The organism is Frigoribacterium sp. CFBP9030 (assembly GCF_034045195.1).
Taxonomy (GTDB): domain Bacteria; phylum Actinomycetota; class Actinomycetes; order Actinomycetales; family Microbacteriaceae; genus Frigoribacterium.
This window is the reverse complement of sequence record NZ_JAXCWG010000001.1, coordinates 105,001-122,640: the sequence shown is the minus strand read 5'-3', so window position 1 is coordinate 122,640 and position 17,640 is coordinate 105,001. Positions and strand designations below refer to the sequence as shown.

Annotated in this window: 16 protein-coding genes and 1 tRNA gene; 4 read left to right on the top strand and 13 right to left on the bottom strand. The window is 70.9% G+C overall.

What is annotated here, in order from left to right:
• Positions 1-61: 61 nt before the first annotated feature.
• Together SOM13_RS00560 and greA are read left to right on the top strand one after the other, a co-directional pair.
• Entirely contained in the window at positions 62-511 is a 450-nt protein-coding gene (locus SOM13_RS00560; RefSeq protein ID WP_192059613.1) for a DUF4307 domain-containing protein, read from the top strand.
• Between the two features lie 129 nt (positions 512-640).
• A complete protein-coding gene (gene greA, locus SOM13_RS00555) occupies positions 641-1,132 on the top strand; it encodes a transcription elongation factor GreA (protein WP_192059611.1) in 492 nt (163 codons plus the stop codon).
• A 24-nt stretch (positions 1,133-1,156) separates the two neighbouring features.
• Here greA and ilvA read toward each other — a convergent pair whose 3' ends face one another.
• Together ilvA and SOM13_RS00545 are read right to left on the bottom strand one after the other, a co-directional pair.
• A complete protein-coding gene (ilvA, locus tag SOM13_RS00550; protein WP_192059609.1) occupies positions 1,157-2,395 on the bottom strand; it encodes a threonine ammonia-lyase in 1,239 nt (412 codons plus the stop codon).
• Positions 2,388-3,563 (bottom strand): AI-2E family transporter, encoded by a 1,176-nt coding sequence (locus SOM13_RS00545; protein ID WP_243213862.1) that lies wholly within the window; start codon positions 3,561-3,563, stop codon positions 2,388-2,390. Before SOM13_RS00545 ends, ilvA begins: the two co-directional genes overlap by 8 nt.
• Before the next feature lie 120 nt (positions 3,564-3,683).
• On the opposite strand from SOM13_RS00545, the gene SOM13_RS00540 reads away from it, so the two are divergent.
• Positions 3,684-4,874 carry a winged helix-turn-helix domain-containing protein gene (locus tag SOM13_RS00540; protein ID WP_320478610.1) on the top strand — a complete coding sequence of 397 codons (1,191 nt, stop codon included), beginning with the start codon at positions 3,684-3,686 and terminating at the stop codon, positions 4,872-4,874.
• Positions 4,875-4,903: 29 nt separating this feature from the next.
• Here SOM13_RS00540 and SOM13_RS00535 read toward each other — a convergent pair whose 3' ends face one another.
• Both SOM13_RS00535 and SOM13_RS00530 read right to left on the bottom strand, forming a co-directional pair.
• Positions 4,904-5,815, bottom strand: coding sequence for a M48 family metalloprotease (locus tag SOM13_RS00535; RefSeq protein ID WP_320478609.1), 912 nt, complete (start codon positions 5,813-5,815; stop codon positions 4,904-4,906).
• A 43-nt stretch (positions 5,816-5,858) separates the two neighbouring features.
• On the bottom strand, positions 5,859-6,440 hold the full coding sequence (locus SOM13_RS00530; protein WP_197981786.1) for a LemA family protein: 582 nt from the start codon (positions 6,438-6,440) through the stop codon (positions 5,859-5,861).
• A gap of 217 nt (positions 6,441-6,657) precedes the next feature.
• Here SOM13_RS00530 and SOM13_RS00525 point away from each other — a divergent pair, with 217 nt between their 5' ends.
• On the top strand, positions 6,658-8,988 hold the full coding sequence (locus SOM13_RS00525; RefSeq protein ID WP_320478608.1) for an Ig-like domain-containing protein: 2,331 nt from the start codon (positions 6,658-6,660) through the stop codon (positions 8,986-8,988).
• Here SOM13_RS00525 and SOM13_RS00520 read toward each other — a convergent pair.
• The 9 genes from SOM13_RS00520 to SOM13_RS00480 form a co-directional block, all read right to left on the bottom strand.
• A tRNA-Leu gene (locus SOM13_RS00520) sits at positions 8,963-9,036 on the bottom strand. The two genes, SOM13_RS00525 and SOM13_RS00520, sit on opposite strands and share 26 nt — an antisense overlap.
• A gap of 93 nt (positions 9,037-9,129) precedes the next feature.
• Positions 9,130-10,602 (bottom strand): NAD(P)/FAD-dependent oxidoreductase, encoded by a 1,473-nt coding sequence (locus SOM13_RS00515; RefSeq protein WP_243213869.1) that lies wholly within the window; start codon positions 10,600-10,602, stop codon positions 9,130-9,132.
• A gap of 40 nt (positions 10,603-10,642) precedes the next feature.
• Positions 10,643-11,905 carry a S8 family serine peptidase gene (locus tag SOM13_RS00510; protein ID WP_374231379.1) on the bottom strand — a complete coding sequence of 421 codons (1,263 nt, stop codon included), beginning with the start codon at positions 11,903-11,905 and terminating at the stop codon, positions 10,643-10,645.
• A gap of 3 nt (positions 11,906-11,908) precedes the next feature.
• Positions 11,909-12,460 (bottom strand): DUF501 domain-containing protein, encoded by a 552-nt coding sequence (locus SOM13_RS00505; protein ID WP_192059597.1) that lies wholly within the window; start codon positions 12,458-12,460, stop codon positions 11,909-11,911.
• Entirely contained in the window at positions 12,457-12,996 is a 540-nt protein-coding gene (locus SOM13_RS00500) for an FtsB family cell division protein (RefSeq protein WP_192059595.1), read from the bottom strand. The genes SOM13_RS00505 and SOM13_RS00500 overlap by 4 nt, the downstream gene beginning before the upstream one ends.
• A 93-nt stretch (positions 12,997-13,089) precedes the next feature.
• Positions 13,090-14,370, bottom strand: a complete 1,281-nt coding sequence (gene eno, locus SOM13_RS00495) for a phosphopyruvate hydratase (protein WP_320477043.1) — start codon at positions 14,368-14,370, stop codon at positions 13,090-13,092.
• An 88-nt stretch (positions 14,371-14,458) separates the two neighbouring features.
• The gene (gene hisS / locus SOM13_RS00490) at positions 14,459-15,703 is read right to left on the bottom strand and encodes a histidine--tRNA ligase (protein ID WP_320478607.1); all 1,245 of its coding nucleotides are present in this window, start codon (positions 15,701-15,703) and stop codon (positions 14,459-14,461) included.
• Between the two features lie 243 nt (positions 15,704-15,946).
• A complete protein-coding gene (locus SOM13_RS00485; protein WP_192059589.1) occupies positions 15,947-16,537 on the bottom strand; it encodes a TetR family transcriptional regulator in 591 nt (196 codons plus the stop codon).
• A gap of 336 nt (positions 16,538-16,873) precedes the next feature.
• Positions 16,874-17,638, bottom strand: a complete 765-nt coding sequence (locus tag SOM13_RS00480; RefSeq protein ID WP_320478606.1) for a MazG nucleotide pyrophosphohydrolase domain-containing protein — start codon at positions 17,636-17,638, stop codon at positions 16,874-16,876.
• Between the last annotated feature and the right edge of the window lie 2 nt (positions 17,639-17,640).

The following is a 17,640-nucleotide window of genomic DNA, read 5'->3' as shown; positions in this document are numbered from 1 at the left end:
GCAATTCGTGCAGAGCAGACGTTGCTACCCTCCCCCTAAGGATAATCGGACGGAGATCAGAGTGGCGTCCACGCCCCCCGCACCCCCGTCGACCGAGGCCGATCCGGCCCAGCCCGTCGACGGTCATCTCGACGCGCGCTACGGGCGCACTCCCGCCGCCACGCGTCGACGCCGACTGATCGCGATCGTGGTCGCCGCGGCCTTCGTCGTGGTCTTCGGCGCGTGGGTCGTCTTCGCCGCATTCGACGGCAACGGCTCGAAGCTCGAGACCCGCGACCTCGGCTACACGGTCGGCGGCGACGACAGCATCGACGTGCAGTACACCATCAGCGTCGAGGCCGGCACCCGGGTCAGCTGCGCGGTGCAGGCGCAGAGCGACAAGTTCGCGATCGTCGGCTGGAAGGTCGTCGACCTGCCCCCCGCGCCGCAGTTCACGTCGACCTACACGACCACGCTCGCGACCTCCGAACGGGCCGTCACGGGCTTGATCTACCAGTGCTGGCTTCCCTAGACTGCTCTGAATGACGAGACCGGCCAGTCGGCCGGTCTCCTTTTTTCGGTGGGCGCGCCTCCCGGTCGCCGTGCCGAACGGTCCGATCCTCAGCGCATCGGAAGATCCGCCGTACGAACGGAGAACACCATGACGAACGACAACGCCACCACGTGGCTCACCCCCGACGCCCGTGACCGCCTCGAGGCCGAGCTGGCGACGCTCAGCAACGAAGGCCGCCACGAGATCACCAGCCGCATCGAGGCCGCCCGCGAAGAGGGCGACCTGAAGGAGAACGGCGGCTACCACGCCGCCAAAGACGAGCAGGGCAAGATGGAGGCGCGCATCCGCACGCTGACCAACCTGCTGAAGAACGCCACGGTGGGCGAGTCGACGGCCGCCGCCGGCATCGTCGGGCCGGGCACCGTCGTCACCGCGACGATCGCCGGCGACCCGAGCACGTTCCTCCTCGGCAACCGCGAGATCATCGCCGCCGGCAGCGACCTCTCGGTCTACAGCGAGACCAGCCCGCTCGGCCAGGCCATCAACGGCCTCGCCGTCGGCACGACCACGAGCTACACCGCGCCGAACGGCAAGGAGATCACCGTCGAGATCACCGCCGTCGACACCTACACGCCGTAGCCGACGGCCCGACGTCGCCCTCGATCAGAAGTCGACGTCGGGCGTGTAGCCCGCGTCGCGGAGACGCCGGATGACCTCTTCGACGTGGTCGGGCCCGCGTGTCTCGATGCTCAGCTCGAGTTCGACCTCGCTGATCTGGAGCCCGCGGCCGTGTCGGGTGTGCAGCACCTCGACGACGTTCGCGTTCGCGTCGGCCAGGATCTCGGACACCCGCGCCAGCTGCCCGGGGCGATCGGGCAGGCCGATCCGCATCTTCAAGTACCGTTCGGCGGCGGCGAGGCCTCGTCCGATCACGCGCTCCATCATGAGCGGATCGATGTTGCCGCCGCTCAGCACGATGACCGTCGTGCCGAGATCGCGCACCTGCTCGGTCATGACGGCCGCGACGCCCACCGCGCCGGCCGCCTCGACCACGAGCTTGGCGCGCTCGAGCATGACCAGGATCGCCCGGGCGGTGTCGTCGTCGCCGACGGTGACGACCTCGTCGACCGTCTCGCGGACGATCTCGAAGTTCAGGACCCCCGGTCGCGCCACGGCGATCCCGTCGGCGATGGTGGGCTGCGTCTCGATGTCGGTGCGGACGCCGCGCTTCATCGAGACCGCGTAGGGGGCGGCGTTGACCGCCTGCACCCCGATGATGCGGATCTTCTTACCGGTCTCGGCGCTGGTCTGGGCGAGTGCGCTCGCGATCCCCGAGATGAGCCCGCCGCCGCCGATCGGGACGATGACGGTGTCGACGTCGGGCACCTGCTCGAGGATCTCGAGCCCCACCGTGCCCTGCCCGGCGATCACGTCGGGGTGATCGAAGGGCGGGATGAAGACGGCGCCCGTCGAGTCCGAGAACTCCTGCGCCGCCCTCAGCGCCTGCTCGACGGAGTGCCCGCTCAGCACGACGTCGGCTCCGTAGTCTTTCGTGGCCTGCAGCTTGGGCAGCGCCACGCCCACCGGCATGAAGATGGTCGCGCGGACACCCATCTCACGTGCCGCGAAGGCGACGCCCTGGGCGTGGTTGCCGGCCGACGCCGCGACCACTCCCCGCGCGCGCTCCGCGTCGGTCAGCTGCGTCAGCCGGTTGTACGCGCCGCGGATCTTGTACGAGCCGGTGCGCTGCAGGTTCTCGCACTTGAGGTACACCGGCGAGCCGAGCACCTCGGCGAGGAACCTCGAGCTCTCCATCGGAGTGACGCGGGCGACCTGCGAGACCCGGACCCGCGCCTCCTTCATCTCGGCCAGGGTGGGGCCCGCGAGGGTGAGGTCAGACATCGGCTGCACGGCTTTCTGTGACGACGTCGAGGGAGGCCTGCGGCGACTCGCGCCACGCCCCCCTGGCGACGTAGGTGATCATGACGTTGAGGACGGCGACGACCGGCACGGCGAACAGGGCTCCCGGGATGCCCGCGAGGAGGGTGCCCGCGGCGACCGCGAAGACCACCGCGAGCGGGTGCACCTTGACGGCGCTGCCCATCACGAAGGGCTGCAGGAGGTGCCCCTCGATCTGCTGCACGAGGATGACGACGGCGAGCATCAGCAGCGCCACCACCCAGCCGTTGTAGACGAGCGCGATCACGACGGCGACGGCTCCCGTGGCCACCGCGCCCACCACGGGGACGAACGACCCGAGGAAGACCGCGATCGCGATCGGGACGACGAGGGGCAGACCGAGGAAGAAGGCGCCCAGCCCGATGCCGACGGCGTCGACGAAGGCGACGAAGATCTGCACCTTGACGAAGTTCGTCAGCGTCAGCCACCCGGCACGCCCGGCGCCGTCGATGGCGCGACGGGACTTCGACGGGAAGATGCGGACCAGCCAGCGCCAGATGTCGGACCCGCCCACCAGGATGAAGATCGTCGCGAAGAGCATCAGGACGAGCCCGGCCGCGATGTGACCCGCCGTCGAACCGACCGAGAGCGCCCCCTGCAGGAGCGGCTGGGAGTCCTGCTGCAGCGCGGCGAGGGCGTCGCTCAGGTACCCGTTGATCTGCCCCTCGGTGAGATGGAGCGGGGAGGTCAGCAGGAAGTCGCGGAACTGGCCGTAGGAGGCGATGGACCGGTCGCGCAGTTCTGGCGCGCCGTCGATGATCTGGACGACGACGGCGTAGAACAGACCGGCCACGACGACGATCAGACCCACGAGGCTGACGACGACGGCGACCCACTTGGGCCAGCGGTGGCGCTGCAGCCAGCTCGAGAAGGGCACGAGCAGCGCCGAGACGAGGAGGGCGACCATGAAGGGGATGACGATGATGCGCAGCTGGATGACGAGCCAGACGAAGACGGCGATGACGCCGACCACGACGAGGATCCGCCACGACCAGGCACCGGCGATGACCATGCTCCGCGACACGGACGGGTCGGCACCCGGAGCGACCGGGGCGGCGCCAGGGGGAGGGGACTCGACCGCGCTGCGCGGGGGCCTGCTTCGCCGCATCATGCGCTCAGTGTAAGACCCTCGCCCTGGTGCCGAGCCACCCGTGATATTCCGCGGTCGGCATACGTGCCGGGCCCTGGATGGGGAGGGACGGTGTCGGAGGCCGACGCTACAGTCGTCGGCGTGCCCCCCGATCAGCTCTCACCCGCCCTCGCGCGTCGAGTGGCGCTCGCCGCCCAGGGTCTCGGCTCGGGTTCGACGGCTCCGGCGGGCACCCGTCGCCTGAACGCGACGATCGACCGACTCGGGCTGCTGCAGATCGACTCGGTAAATGTCTTCGAGCGCAGCCACTACCTCCCGCTCTTCGCCCGACTCGGGGCTTACGACCGGGCGAACCTCGATCGCCTCACGCTCGACGGCCCCGGTCGCTACGTCGAGTACTGGGCGCACGAGGCGGCCCTCGTCCCCGTGGCGACCTGGCCCCTCTTCCGGTGGCGGATGGCCGACTACCGGCGCCGCTGGCTGGCCGACGACGACTCGTGGCTGTCGGCCAACCCCCGCCTCGCCCGCTGGCTGCTCGATCTGGTGCGGGAGGGCGGCCCCGTGCCCGCCAGCCTCGTCGAGCACGAGTCGAACGTCCGCACGGGCCCCTGGTGGGGTTGGGGCTCGGTCAAGCAGGGTCTCGAGTCGCTCTTCCGGGTCGGCGAGCTGGTGAGCGCGGGGCGGAGACGCTTCGAACGCGTCTACGCCCTCCCCGAGCAGGTGATCCCACACGAGCTGCTCGACACGGACATCTCCCGGCACGAGGCGCACAGGCGCCTCCTCGCGCATGCGGCCTCCGCACAGGGCGTCGGAACGACGGCGGATCTCGCCGACTACTTCCGGCTCAAGACGGCCGACGTCGTGCCGGCCCTCCGCGAACTCCACGACGAGGGCGTCCTCTCGGCCGTCGAGGTGCCGGGCTGGGGCCGACCCGCCTGGCTGCACCGAGACGCCCGACTCCCCCGCCGCCTCGAGGCCGACGCGCTCCTGTCGCCCTTCGATCCCGTCGTCTGGACGCGCCCTCGCGCCGAACGCGTCTTCGGATTCCACTACCGCATCGAGATCTACACGCCGCTCGAGAAGCGGGTCCACGGGTACTACGTCCTGCCGGTCCTCCAAGACGACCGCCTCGTCGCCCGGGTCGATCTGAAGAGCGACCGGCAGGCGGGCGTCCTGCGGGTGCAGGCCGCCTGGCGCGAGCGGGATCTCGACGTCGACTGCGATCGCCTGGCGTCGCTCCTCCGGCGCGCGGCGCACTGGCAGGGTCTCGAGTCGGTCGAGGTCATGCCACGCGGCGACCTCGCAGCGGAGCTGGGCCGCCGGTTCGGCTGAGTCGATGCGCGGGCGTCGGCGACCGCGCCTCAGAAGGTGCCGGCGCTCTCGCGGAGACGCGCGACGCGGTCGGCCAGGGGCGGGTGGGTGCTGAAGAGGCGGTCCATCGCGCCCGGCTTCATCGGGTCGCTGATCCACAGATGCGACATCGACGTGTTCTGCGTCGCCATCGGGCGGCCGTACGCGCCGAGCTTCTCGAGGGCTCGAGCGAGACCCTCGGGGTACCGGGTGGTGAGCGCCCCCGTGGCGTCGGCGAGGTACTCCCGCTGACGAGAGACCGCCGCCTGCACACCGGCCGCCGCGATCGGAGCGATGATCATGGCGACCAGTCCGAGCACCAGGAAGACGGGGTTGCCGCCGCCCCCTCCGCCGTTGCCGTTGTTCGAATAGCGGTTGCCGCCGGTCAACGCACCGAAGAACGACATTCGCAGCAGGATGTCGGCCAGGAATCCGACGGCGACGACGAGGCCGAAGACCATCATCGACACACGGATGTCGTAGTTCTTGACGTGTCCGAGCTCGTGGGCCATCACGCCCTCCAGCTCGGTGTCGTCCATGATCTCGAGCAGCCCGGTGGTCGCGGCGACGACGGCGTGCTCGGGGTCGCGGCCGGTCGCGAAGGCGTTCGGGGCGGGGTCGACGACGACGTAGACCTGGGGCATCGGCATGCCCATGGTGATGCTGAGGTTCTCGACCGTACGGTACAGCCGCGGGGCCGTCGTACCGTCGACCCGCTGCGCGTGACTGAGGGACAGCGCCTGACCGCTGGCGGCGAAGTACTGGATCAGAGCGTAGATCGACGCCGCGGCGAGGACGACGAACCCGATCGAGTAGTTGCCGTACAGGGCACCCGCCCCGAAGCCGAGCGCGCCGATGATGACCAGGAAGATCAGGACGATCAGGACGGTGTTGCGTTTGTTGCGCGAGACGGCTGAGTACATGGGCCGATGTCCGTTCGGGGCGCGGCGTCGAGGTGGGGCGGGCTCAGAACTGGACGCGAGGGGGTTCGGCGATCGCCGACGGCTCGGCGACCTCGAAGAAGTCCCGCTCGGTGAAGCCGAGGCGCTTCGCGAAGACCGTGTTCGGGAACACCCGCGTCTTCGTGTTGAATTCGCGGACACCGCCGTTGAAGAACCGCCTCGCGGCCTGGATCTTGTCTTCGGTGTCGACGAGCTCGGACTGCAGCTGCAGGAAGTTCTGACTCGCCTGGAGCTGCGGGTAGGCCTCGGACACGGCGAAGATGCTCTTCAGGGCCGTCTGCATGTGACCTTCGGCCGCCGACGCCTCGGCGGGCGTCTGAGCCCCCAGGGTCTCGGCCCTGGCCTCGGTCACGTTCTGGAACACTTTCGACTCGTGGGTCGCGTAGCCCTTGACCGCCTCGATGATGTTCGGGATCAGATCAGCCCGCCGCTTGAGCTGGACCGTGATGTCGCTCCAGGCCTCGTCGACGCGGACCTTGAGGGTCACGAGGGAGTTGTAGGTCGCCCAGAGGTAGATGCCGGCGATGATCGCGAGCAGGACGATGATGCCGACGGCTACCAGGATGCCGATCGTGGCCGGTTGCATGACGTGTCACTCCTTGGGGTACGACGCGAAAGACGCGAGAGATGTCGGTCGTCTCGGACGGTATTCGGGCCGTCGCAGTCAGATCTTCACTATAAATGCGCCGGATGCCGCCTCGACGTCGTCTGAGCGTCTTCGGAGCGAACTCACGACGAGCGCACCCGACCTCCCCCTCTCAGCGGATTGACTTGCCGCCCGCGAACGTGCTGAATGGTGGGCAGTGCCCGTTTCTCCGACCCCGATCCCGTCGCGTCCCTCGGCTGCCAGCGCCGGACGCCCTCTTCTGCGTGCCGTCGGAGCCCTCCTCATCGCCCTCCCGCTGCTCGCGGGCACCGCCCTGGCCGTCGTGCCCGCCCCGTCGGCGCAGGCGGCGGGTGCGCCGACGTCGGCACCCGCGGCGCCCGAGCCCGATCGGCAGTCGGGCGCCCCCTCGCCCGGCCTCGGCGCCCCCACGGAGCCGGCCCCCGGCCCGACCGCGCCGGCCGATCCCCCCGCACCGACCATCGACGACGTCGGCGGACGCACGGTGAACACCTTCGCGATCGGGGGCACGGCCGCCTCGGGTTCGTCGGTGAGGGTCCTCGACCCCGAGGTCCCCTCCCGCTCGCTCTGCGAGACAACCGTGCCTTCCTCCGCCGCCGCCCCGTCGGGTCGGTGGTCGTGCACCGTGACCGTCGCGAACGGTGCCGACATCGTCCTGACGGCTCGGGACACGACCCATGCCGATCTGCCCGACGTGAGCAGCGCCTCCTTCGCGGTCCTCGGGGCTCCCACCGTTCGCGGCGGCCTGCTGCTCGGTGCCAAGGTGACCGGTTCCGCCGAACCGGGCGCGGTGGTCACGGTGACGACGGCCGCAGGGGCGAGCGCATCCGGCACGGCCGACACCGCGGGCGAGTGGAGCGCCGTGCTCGACGCCGGGTCCTTCCCGTCCGGTCGATACTCGCTGACCGCGACGCAGCGGAGCGACGCCATCCCGATCCCCCGATCCGGTGCGTCGGCCGCGGTCGTCGCCACGATCGACCGCGAGGCGCCCGGAGCCCCGGTCATCACCTCTCCGGGCTCGGGAAGCCGTGTCGACGCCCAGCCCGTGATCATCCGGGGCTCGGGCGAGAGCGGTGCGACGGTGACGGTCTACGTCGACGGCTCGCCCGTGTGCCAGGCGACGATCGCCGGGGCATCGTGGAGCTGCGACTCGACGGGCTCCGCCCTCCCCGACGGCTCGCGGACCATCACGGCGGCTCAGGTCGATGCGGCGGGCAACTACGGGCCCGTGTCGCGGGGCGTGACCGTCGTCGTCGGCGCGAGCGGCCCGACGGACGTGCCCAGCGCCTCCCCCGGGGCTCCCGGCGTCACCCCCACCCCCTCGCGCAGCCCCGACGGCACCACGGCGACGCCGGCACCCGTCCCGACCGACGACGACCCCTCCGCGACGCCGGTGCCCGGGTCCGTCACGCCAGGAGACGGCGGCGGGGGCGGGGCGGCGGTGCCTCCAGGAGGCGCGGCGGGCGGTCCCGGGCCGGTCCAGAACCCGACGACGGGCACCTGGGCGACCGCGACCTCGTTCGGTCGCGATCTGCCGGGCCTCACCCAGACCCTGGGCGGCCCCGTGTGGCCGTCGGCGCTCGCTCTTGGTCTGCTGTTCCTGGTCGTGGTCGCCGGGCCGATCCGAGTGGTCGCGCGGACCCTCGGCGCACGCCTGCGTCGCCCCGCTCCTCGACTGACGGGCCGCAACAGGGCCGCCGAGCTGCCGACCTCGTTCAGCGGAGGGAGCATCGACCCTCGGGTCAGCGTCGGGGTCGCCCTCGCCGTCGGAAGCGTCGCCATCGCCGTCGCGGCCGGGGTGGACGGCCAGGTGCAGTACGCGCGTCTCCTGCTCGGTGTCGTCGTCGGCGTCCTGGCTCTGAACGCTCTCGCCGTGGTCCTCCCCGCGGTGCTCGTCGGTCGACGGGCCGGCCTCGGCGTGAGCATCCGCATGTCGCCGGCCCTCCTCACGGCGGCCCTCGTCGCCTGCGCCGTCACCCGCGTGCTGTCGCTCGACCCGCCCCTCCTCCTCGGGGTGCTCGTGACGGGCGCTCTCGTCGCACGGACGGCCGCGTCGACGGCCGAACACCCCGCGCCCGCACGGGAGCCGTCGACGGCGGCGCGGGGCATGGTCGCCGCGGCTCAGATCGGCGCCCTGCTCGTCGTCTCGTTCGCCGCCTGGGCGGCCCATGGCTGGGGAGGCTTCGGCGACAGATTCTTCTCGCAACTGCTGCTGGAGATCGCGACGACGATGTGCCTCGCCGGGATCGGATCGCTCGTGCTGTCGATCCTCCCGTTGGGCACGCTGCCCGGGCAGGCGCTGTGGGCGTGGTCGAAGGTCGCCTACAGCGGCGTCGCGATGATCGGGGCGACGACTGCCGCACTCGTCCTCGTCGGCACCCCCGTCGCACCCGGCGTCTGGACGACGGTCGCCGTCGCCGCCCTCGCGGCATTCGCGCTCGCCTCGGTGATCATGCTCCGGCGCCGCCGCCGACCCCTCCGAGTGCCCCCACAGGGACTCGAACCCTGACTGAGGCGATTTTAAGTCGCCTGCCTCTGCCGATTGGGCTATGGGGGCCCGGTTCTCAGACTACAAAGCCCTGACGGACGACGACGCCCGCCTCGCGGGGATCCGCGGGCGGGCGCCGTCTGAGTCGTCGGGCTGGGCTCACTACTTGGCGCTGGTCTCGACCGTCTCGGTCTCGGCGGCGGCGCCCTTCTCGGCGGCGCCCTTCTCGTCGGCGGGGTTCGCGTAGGCCGGACCGGGCTCGCCCGCGGGCGTCCCGACCTCGGGCGCCGGCGCGGCGGCAGGGGCCGATTCGGCTGCCGGCTTGGGGCGCGAGGCGAACTCCTCGAAGGCGGCGCGCGGACGCTCGCGGTTGTCGAGCGAGACGATGTCGCGACCAAGCCAGAGGTTGTTCCACCAACCGCCCACGACGCGGAACTTGCGCTCGAACGAGGGCATCGCCATGCCGTGGTAGCCGCGGTGGGCGATCCAGGCCGGGAACCCCTTGACGGCGATCTTGCCGCTCTGGAACACGCCGACGTTGAGCCCGAGACCTGCGACGGCGCCGAGGTTGTCGTGCCGGTAGTCGGTGACGGACTCGCCGCGCAGCGAGGCGACGAGGTTCTTGGCGAGCTGCTTGCCCATCCGGACGGCGTGCTGGGCGTTCGGGACGCAGAAGCCGCCGACGCCCTTGCCGGTCAGGTCGGGGGTCGCCGCGACGTCGCCGCACGCCCAGGCGTCGGGGACGATCGTCTCGCCGTCGACGATGCGCAGGTCGGGCTTGACGGTGATGCGGCCACGCTGCTCGAGCGGGAAGTCGGTGTTGCGGACCATCGGGTTCGCCATGACCCCGGCGGTCCAGACGATGAGGTCGGATTCGAACGACTCGCCCGTCGACAGCTCGAGCTTGCCGCCCACCGCGGACTGCAGCTGCGTGTCGAGGTGGACCGTGGCCTGCCGCTCGGCGAGGTTCTTGAGCACCCAGTGGCTGGTCTCGAGCGACACCTCGGGCATGATGCGCCCCATGGCCTCGATGAGGTGGAAGTGCGTGTCGTCGACGGTGAGACCGGGGTAGCTCTTGATCAGGTCGCTCGCGAAGCTGCGGAGCTCGGCGAACACCTCGATGCCCGCGAAGCCGCCGCCCACCACGACGACCGTCAGCAGGCGGTCGCGCTCGGGCCCGGCCGGGAGGTTCGCAGCCTTCGCGAAGTTGGTGAGGAGCTTGTCGCGGATCGCCGCGGCCTCCTCGATGGTCTTGAGACCGATGGCCTCGTCGGCCACGCCCGGGATCGGGAACGTGCGGGAGACGGCGCCGGCCGTCATGACGACCTGGTCGTACTCCATCGTCCACTCGTCGCCCACCTCGGGCGTGATCGTGGCGGTCTTCGTCGCGTGGTCGACGCGGGTGACCTTCGCCGTGACGACGTTCGTCTTCTTCAGGTGACGTCGCAGGGCGACGACGGCGTGACGCGGCTCGATCGAGCCGGCCGCCACCTCGGGCAGGAACGGCTGGTAGGTCATGTAGGGCAGCGGGTCGACGATCGTGACCTCGGCCTCACCCTTGCGCAGCCACTTCTCGAGCTTCCAGGCGGTGTAGAAACCGGCGTAGCCGCCGCCGACGATCAGGATTTTGGGCACGGGGGATGATCTCCTTGAGGTGGGGTTGTCCGTAAAGACCTTACTCCTGGTGGCGTCGCCTCCTGTACTGGCGGAGAGCGCCGAGCGCGACGCCGAGCAGGGCCGCCCCGAACAGCCCGAAGACGATCAGCGGGATGCCCGTCGAGCGCATCGACTCGACCGTCGGGATGAGCGCCTGGAGGCGGTCGTCGCGGTCGACGCTCGGGGTGGGGACGGGAGCCGGTGCCGCCTCGGCCGTCGACGACGGGGTGGCGACGGGGACCTCGGCCCGCCGGTGCAGTCGGATCCACTCGGCGAGATCGCCCATGGGATTCGCCTCGACCGAGGCCACCTGATCGCCGACGGCGGCCGAGGCGTCGACGAGTCCGTAGCCGTAGAGCGGATCGGGGGTGGTCGTGCCGCGCGAGTCGGCCGTGGAGATCACCCGGTTGATGACGTCGTCGGCATCGAGCTCGGGGTGCGCACCCCGCACGAGCGCGACGACGCCCGCGACGATGGGGGTCGCGCCGCTCGTGCCGCTCCAGCTGTAGTGGACGTCGCCCGGTCCGACCCCGACGAGCTTCTCGCTCGGCGCCGCGACGCCGATGGTGATGCCCTGACTCGAGGCGTCGAAGCTCGCCTGACCCGACCGGTCGACGCCGGCGACGGTGAGCACCCCCGGCATGGTGGCCGGCGCCCCGACCTCGGTCGTGCCGCTGCCCCTGTTGCCCGCCGCGGCCACGACGACGACGTCGTGCTGCATCGCGTAGAGGAACGCGTCGTCCCAGCTCGTCGGCCAGTCGAGGGTGTTGCGCGTGAGGGACATGTTGATCACGTCGGCCCCGTTGTCGACCGCCCATCGGACGGCCTCGGCGATCTGCGTGTCGGAGTCGACGGCATCCGACCCGAAGCCGACCGAGACGGACAGCAGATCGGCCTCGGGAGCGACGCCGATGACGCCGTCACCGGACGCCGTCCCCCGACCCGCGAGGATCGAGCCGACGAGGGTTCCGTGCGTCGGGTCGTCCGTGCCGACGGGCGTCTGGCCGTCCGCCGAGCCCTGACCCGAGACGTCGGTGCCTCCGACGACCGCGCCCTCGAGCTCGGCGACCGACGAGTCGACGCCGGTGTCGATCACGGCGACGGTCACACCCGCGCCGCGACTCGACTGCCAGGCCTGCTCGATGCCGTAGTCGGCGAGCCAGTACTGGTCGTCGCGGATGGCGTCGGCTCGCGCCGCGCCCCCCGGGGCGACCACGACGACGGCCGCCAGGGCCAGCGCCGCGATCGTCGCCGAGGTCGTCCGCAGCGTCAGCTCGGGCACGGGTCAGACATCCCCGCCGGAGGCGCGCTCGGCCGAGTCGCCGTCGGCCAGGTAGTCGGGGCACCGGCACACGTCGGGGCTCCACGTCGCTCGGTCGAGCGCGAGATCGCCGAGCGGGTTGACCCCGGGGCCGGCGGCGAGGGAGTGACCCACCACGGCGTGCAGGCACTTGATGCGCTCGGGCATGCCGCCCGCGGTGACGTGAGCGATCTCGCCGACGTGCTCGATGCTCTCGCGGTCGGCGAGGTAGGCCTCGTGGGCCGACCGGTAGCGTGCGGCGAGATCGGCGTCTGCGGCCAGCAGGTCGGTGAACTCTGCCATCACGCCGTTCGCCTCGAGGGTCGAGACGGCCGCCGTCGCGCCCGGGTGGCACAGGTAGTAGAGGGTCGGGAAGGGCGTGCCGTCGCCGAGTCGCGGCTTCGTCGCGACGACGGTGGGGTTGCCGCAGGCGCACCGGGCGGCGATGCCGATGACGTCGCGCGCCGGGCGCCCGAGCTGCGCGGTGACGATCCGCACGTCGAGTTCGGTCACGGGGTCGAACGGAGGGGTGGTCACGGGGTGCCGCCTGTCGGGGTCGAGGTGGGGAGCTCGCTGCCGTCGATGTCGGGGGCGATCAGCTCGGTTGCCGGCTCGTCGCTGAGACCGGCGTCGATCACCGACGAGGTCATGGCGGCGATCCAGTCGACCTGGGGGGTCTGCAGCTCGTCGCTGATGGGTGCCTGCGGCCGTTCGGCGTCGGTCGTCGCATCGCCCATCACCAGGTAGCTGTACTCGCCCGGGTACACGTAGAGCAGGCGGTCGCGCGCCTGAGCCTCGATGTACGCGGGATCGCTCCACCGCGCGACATCGCCCTGGAGATCCGTCACGTCGGCCTTCTGCCGCTCGACCTCGTCTTGGATGGCCGCGATCTGCTGCTGCTGCTGGACGAGGGTGCGGAGGGACGGCGCGAGGATCACGACGAACAGGACCAGGATGACGAGCATCAGGAGACTGAAGCCCGAGAAGCGGATGTTGCGGAGCCAGCCGCTCGTGGCCGACTCCGTCTCGGGCAGGATGACGGGCAGACGCCTGCTCTTCGACTCTCGGGACATGACTCCGAGGGTAGACGACCGCCCTGTCGAGTCGGTCACGGAACGCCGAGAGGCCCGCCCCGCCGAAGCGGGACGGGCCTCTCGGAGCCGTGCCTAGCCGCGGAAGCGGGGGAAGGCCGAGCGACCGGCGTAGACCGCCGCGTCGCCGAGCTCCTCTTCGATGCGGAGCAGCTGGTTGTACTTCGCGACGCGCTCGGAGCGGGCCGGGGCCCCCGTCTTGATCTGACCGGCGTCGGTGGCGACCGCGAGGTCGGCGATCGTGGTGTCTTCGGTCTCACCCGAGCGGTGCGACAGCACGGTCGTGTAGCCGCTGCGCTGTGCGAGCGCGACGGCGTCCAGGGACTCCGTCAGCGTGCCGATCTGGTTGACCTTGACGAGGATCGAGTTGCCGGCGCCGGCCTCGATGCCCTTCGCGAGGCGCTCGGGGTTCGTGACGAACAGGTCGTCGCCGACGATCTGCGTCTTCGAGCCGATCTCGCTCGTGAGGTGCGCCCAGCCCTCCCAGTCGTCTTCGTCGAGGGGGTCCTCGATGGTGACGAGCGGGTACGAGGCGACCAGGTCGGCGTAGTAGCCGGAGAGGAACGCGGAGTCGCGCTTCTCGCCCTCGAAGGTGTACGAGCCGTCGGCGTAGAACTCGCTCGAGGCGACGTCGAGACCGAGCGCGATGTCCTCACCGGGCGTGAAGCCGGCCTTGGTGATCGCGTCGACGAGCAGGTCGAGCGCGGCCCGGTTGCTGTCGAGGTTCGGCGCGAAGCCGCCCTCGTCGCCGAGACCGGTCGAGAGGCCCTTGGCCTTGAGCTCGCTCTTGAGGGCGTGGTACGTCTCGGCGCCCCATCGGAGCGCCTCGGCGAAGGTCGAAGCGCCGATCGGCAGGATCATGAACTCCTGGATGTCGACGTTGCTGTCGGCGTGCGAACCGCCGTTGATGACGTTGAGCATCGGCACGGGGAGCGTGTGCGCGTTCGGCCCGCCGAGGTAGCGGAAGAGCGGCAGATCGGCCGAGTCGGCGGCCGCACGGGCCACTGCCAGCGAGACGCCGAGGATGGCGTTCGCGCCGAGGCGCTTCTTGTTGTCGGTGCCGTCGAGCTCGATCATCGCCGCGTCGATCAGGCGCTGGTCGGTGGCGTCGAAGCCCTCGACGGCCGGGCCGATCTCGTCGATGACCGCCGAGACGGCCTTGAGCACGCCCTTGCCGAGGTAACGGCTCGCGTCGCCGTCGCGCAGTTCGTAGGCCTCGAAGGCCCCGGTCGATGCGCCCGAGGGGACGGCGGCCCGAGAGACCGTCCCGTCGTCGAGCAGGACCTCGACCTCGACGGTCGGGTTGCCCCGCGAGTCGAGGATTTCGCGGGCGCCTACGGCGTCGATTGCTGCCACGGAGAACTCCTTAGTAGTCGTTGTGTTCGCAGGACCGAGGTCCGCGCCAATCCTAGCGAGGCACCGCGCCGCAGCGGACGGCCCGCTGTCAGCCGAGCGTCTTGATCTGCAGGTCGTCGACGCCTTCTCCGCCCCGCACGACGGCGAAGCGCGTGTAGCCGGACTCGGCGAGGGTGTCGAGCTGGCGCGTGACGTTCTTGACGCGCCGATCGAGGCGGACCCGCGCCTCCCCCCGTTCGAGCAGCGCCGCCCGCAGGGCCGTGAGCTCGGCCGCGGGCACGCCCGCGTCGTGCACGAGGGCGAGACCGTCGTGATCGGGGTCGCCCTGGTCGACGAGGTCGACGATGCGCTCGAACCCCAACGAGAAGCCGGCGGCGGGGACGTCCGCGCCGAGGAACCGCCCGATCATGCCGTCGTAGCGGCCGCCGCCACCGAGCGAGTAGCCGAACTCGGGGTGCGCGACCTCGAAGATGGTGCCCGTGTAATAGCCCATGCCGCGCACGAGCGTCGGGTCGAAGACGAGACGCGCGCCGGGGAGGGCCTCGCGGAGCGCCACCAGATCGGCGGCCGCGGCGACGTCGAGCCAGGCAGGAGGCTCGGTGCCGGTGATCGTCGACCAGTCGGCCGTCGAGAGCTCGCGCAGCGCATCCTCCAGCCCGCCGTGCTCGACCCCGATCTCGTGGAGACGCGCGACGACGCCCTCGACGCCGATCTTGTCGAGCTTGTCGAGCTCGATCAGCGCCTGCTCCGTCAGGTGGGCGGGCGCACCCCAGTGCGAGAGGACCCCGAGCAGCACCCGGCGGTCGTTGATGCGGATCGACGTGCCCTCGAGGCCGAGCGCCGAGAGGACGGCCGTGGTCGCCGAGATGAGCTCGATCTCGGCGAGCGGGCCGGCCTCGCCGAGGATGTCGATGTCGCACTGGACGAACTGCCGGTAGCGACCCTTCTGCGGACGCTCGGCCCGCCAGACGGGCGCCACCTGCACGGATCGGAAGACCGCCGGCAGCTCGGCGCGGTGCGAGGCGTAGAACCGGGCCAGCGGCACGGTGAGGTCGAATCGGAGCCCCAGGTCGGCGAGCGCCAGCGCGGAGTCGGCCGACTTGAGATCGTCGACGTCGAGACCGCGCTTCAGCACGGCGAAGACCTGCTTCTCGTTGTCGCCGCCGAGACCCGAGTAGAGGAAGTCGGTCGACTCGACCACGGGCGTCTCGATCTCGTCGAAGCCGTACGAGCGGTAGACGTCGCGGATGGTGCTGAGCACGCGCTCTCGGCGACGTTTCTCGGCGGGGAGGAAGTCTCTCATCCCGCGGGGCGGGCTCACGTGTGACGGCATGGGGACATCTTCTCAGAGCCGAGGGCGCGACGAGCCCGCTCCGACCCGACTTGCGCTCCATGTGAGATTCCACGTACAGTATGAGCACCAAGCGGCGTGAATCGGGTTGCATGCCGCCGGGTCACGGCGCCCTACCTTCCCTGCGGTGAGGGCGCCCGAACGGGCCAGGTGCTGAGCACCTGGCCCGTTCTTCGTCTGACGGCGTCGCGACACCTGCTCGGAGACGACCCGCCGAGCGGCGGGTCAGCCGCGGGACGCCGCCCCGGCACTCTCGACGAGCGCGTCGACCCGGTGCACGAACACCGCACCGGGCTCGTCGGCGCCACCGGCGACGACGGCGTCGTAGAGCAGCCCCTCGACCTCGGCGACGAAGGCCCGCGCCTGCACGGTGGCGTCCTCCGACGAGGTGCCCTGGGCGACGAGCCACGTCGACACGGCCTCGCGCCAGCGGGCGCCCGCCTGCCGAGCGACACCCGGCTCGTCGCCGGCGACGACCTCGAGCAGCGCCGACTCCATCTCGAGACGCTGGAGGTCGAGACCCCGTTCGCTCGACGCCTCGTCCCAGTACGAGACGAGATGCCCTCTGAACGCGGCCGCGTCGAGCGACGCGGCGTCGGCGGGGAGGAGGTGGTCGTGGCGGCCGACGACCGCCCGGACGATCTCGGCGATCAGCTCGGCACGGTTGCCGAAGTGATAGACGAAGACGTAGGTGCTGACACCGAGAGCCTCGGCGAGCGTGCGGAACGAGACGGTCGCGATGCTCCGCGACCGGAGGTGGTCGATGATCTGGCCGAGCAACTCGGGCTTGCGTGTCGGATCGGGCTTGCGAGGCATGAATGCCACTCCTTCGTGCGGACGGGTCGGGACGCCCTGCGCGGCCCCGACCGTCGTCTGGCGACCATAACAGACGTGTGTCGACGCCGCACAGGAACCAACCGGTCGGTCGATGGCAGGACATCGAGCGGACAGCATGGTCTGCGTTCGTGTGTTTCGTCGGATGACCCTTGACATTTTACTGCACGATGCTCTACATTATCTCTATCGCTGCAAGGCCCATGGAGTCTGATCCCTCTCTGGCGTGCCGGCAGCGACGACGTGACACACCAGCCAGACGACTTCCTTCTTCGCGATCGGGGTCGCTCGTGGGGGGTTCACGTGAGGGCGCCCCGCCTATTCGGGTTGGTGGGGCGCCCTACCCTCGGTCTCGACCGCTCGCAGCCGTGCCTCACGCTCTCGTACGGCACGTCGGAGTGCGCGTTCTGCGTCGATGCCCCGACTCGTCGCGACGTCGACCATCCGCGCCAGTTCACGACCGAGCAGGAGCTCGTCGTCCACCGCAACGCCCTCGGTCGGGTCGTCGACCGGGGGCCTGCCGGTCGAGCCTCCGTCCGACCTGGACCCGGCGGCCTCCTCCCCCGGTTCGCACGCCCTCGGCGGCTCGTCGGCGGGCAGACCCGCAGCCCGACGTCGGCCGTCGATCTTCTGAGCCCGGGCCAAGGCCGGCAGACCGCCGGGCACGCCGTCGAAGGCACTCGTCCGCTCGGACTTCTCGCGCGCCTTCGCGGCGGACCAGAGCCGGACGATGTCGTCGACGTCGCGGGCCTCGTCGTCTCCGAAGACGTGCGGATGACGACGCACGGTCTTCGCCGTGACGTCGCGCACGACGTCGGCCAGGTCGAACGCCCCCTGACGCTCAGCCAGAGCGGAGTGCAGGACGACCTGGTACAGCACGTCGCCGAGCTCCTCCCGGCGATCAGCCGTCGTCCCCTCCTCGATCGCCTCGACGAGCTCGGCGGTCTCCTCGACCAGGTAGGTCACGAGACTCCCGTGCGTCTGCCCGCGGTTCCAGTCGCAGCCGCCGTCGTCGGACAGCAGGGCGGCGACCACGCGGACCAGCTCGGCGATCTCGGTCCCGGTGGTGCCGTCGTTCGTCACCC